This window comes from Inquilinus sp. (assembly GCF_057815775.1).
The window spans coordinates 1-1,879 of the sequence record NZ_JBYRFX010000620.1 but is presented as its reverse complement, the minus strand read 5'-3'; the positions used below and the strand labels follow the sequence as shown (position 1 = coordinate 1,879).

Below are 1,879 nucleotides of genomic sequence, written 5' to 3'. Positions count from 1 at the left end.
GCGACGACCTCGCCGACGCCCTCATGCCCCAGGAACAGGGGGTGGGGACGGTGGGCCGGGCCGCCGCCCTGCCAGATAGGCAGGTCGGTGGGGCAGACGCCGCAGGCCTGCAGCCGGACCAGCAATTGGCCCGGCCCGGGGCGGGGCACCGGCATGCTCCGCACCGCCAGGGGCGCCCCCGGCGCCTCCAGCACCGCAGCCAGCATCGTATCGGGCAAGGTCATTGCGCCAGCGCCGCCTGGACCACGCCCAGCGCCGGGCGGCCATCCAGCGTGGTGACGCCGTCGAGCCAGGCGGCGACCTTGTCGGGGTGGGCCTTGATCAGCGCCGCCGCGGCTGCGGGGGCGTCCGCGCCATCGTCCAGGATCATCCGCATGCCGGCATTCTCATAGTCGATGTCGAAGGCGAGATTCGCGAAGAAGTGGGCCAGGTTGGGGCAGGCGGCGGCATAGCCCGGCCGGGCGATCGTGCGCACCGTCGACCCGCCGAAATCGGGCCCGAACTCCTCGTCGCCGCCGGAGAGGTAGGTCAGCTTGAAGTCGAGATTCATCGGGTGCGGCTGCCAGCCGAGGAACACGATCCATTCCTTCCGGGCGACCGAGCGCTGGACCTGGGCCAGCATCGCCTGTTCGCTGGATTCGACGATCTCCCAGTCCTTCAGCCCATGCCGCCCAGCCGCCACCATGTCGAGCAGCGGCTGGTTGGTGCCGGGTTCGATGCCGTAGATCTTCTTGCCGAACTTGTCGGGGTATTTGGCGAGATCGTCGAAGCTGTGCACGCCGGCCTCCGCCACCTCGGCCGGCACGGCGAGGGTGTATTTGGCGCCGGTCAGGTTGGTGCCGAGCACCTCGACCCAATGCTTGTCGAAATAGTCCTTGAACTCGATGTCCTGGGCCGGCCGCCAATTGCCGAGGAAGACGTCGACCTGGCCGTTCTTCAGGCTTTCATAGGTGATGTTCAGGCCCAGCAGCGTGTTGGTCATCTCATAGCCCATGGCCTTGAGCACGATGGCCGCCGTGTTGGTGGTCAGGGCGATGTCGGTCCAGCCCATATCGGCGCTGCGGATCCTGGCGCAGGACGCGTCGTCCGCCGATGCGGCGGCCGACCACAGCACGCCGGCCAGGGCGACAGCGATCAGTCTCTTCATGATGGCCTCCCGATGGTTGATCGGTGCGGGGGCAGGCCGTCTGCGCGACCATTGCAACCCCGCCTCTAGCCAAGCACGGCAGGATTTTTTGTCAATTCAGTTTTTTGTATGAGCATACAAAAACCTGGACGCCTAAACTAATTTCAAGGATTGGGCCGGGGAGTGGGATGCGAAAACCGATCGAGGAAATCCGCCGCCGCGAGCTGATCGAGGGCGCCTACCGCGCCTTCCTGCAGCATGGCATCGGCGGCCTGACCACGGCCCGGATCTGCCAGGAAGCGGGCATGTCGCCGGGCATCCTGGCCTATTATTTCAAGAGCAAGGACGAGGTGCTGTTCTGGATGGTCCGCCACGCCAACCGCGTCATCATGGACGAGGTGGTGCGGGCGATGAAGGTCGCGGACAACAGCTGGGTCCGGCTGATGGCCATCGTCCATGGCAACTTCCCGGCCGCGTTGTTCGACCGCAACACGGCACGCGCCTGGGTCTCGTTCTATGCCGCCGCGGCGCAGGACCCGCAGCTGGAGCGGCTGCAGCGGCTGTTCCATCGCCGGCTGGCCTCGAACCTGTCCAGCTGCGTCGACTGCGTGCTGCAGGGGGGTGAACTGACCCGGTTCGTGCTCGGCATCGGCGTGCTGATCGACGGCGTCTGGCTGCGCAAGGCCGGGGCAGGGGTCGACATGACGGCCGCCGACGCCATCGCCCTGGTCGAACAGCACACGCGCTGCGTCC

The 1,879-nt window shown here is 66.8% G+C and carries 3 protein-coding genes; 1 reads left to right on the top strand and 2 read right to left on the bottom strand.

What is annotated here, in order from left to right; genetic code table 11:
• The coding region (locus AC3XYG_RS21660) for an alcohol dehydrogenase catalytic domain-containing protein (protein ID WP_489141942.1) at window positions 1–224 on the bottom strand (224 nt) is incomplete at its 3' end.
• Window positions 221–1,147, bottom strand: coding sequence for a choline ABC transporter substrate-binding protein (gene choX / locus AC3XYG_RS21655; RefSeq protein WP_489141941.1), 927 nt, complete (start codon window positions 1,145–1,147; stop codon window positions 221–223). The genes choX and AC3XYG_RS21660, both read right to left, overlap by 4 nt.
• Window positions 1,148–1,314: 167 nt before the next feature.
• Between choX and betI the strand changes: the two genes are divergently transcribed.
• The coding region (gene betI / locus AC3XYG_RS21650) for a transcriptional regulator BetI (RefSeq protein WP_489141940.1) at window positions 1,315–1,879 on the top strand (565 nt) is incomplete at its 3' end.

Excerpts from the sequence above, each read along its gene's own strand:
- choX (WP_489141941.1), bottom strand. The coding sequence starts at position 1,147 with ATGAAGAGACTGATCGCTGTCGCCCTGGCCGGCGTGCTGTGGTCGGCC.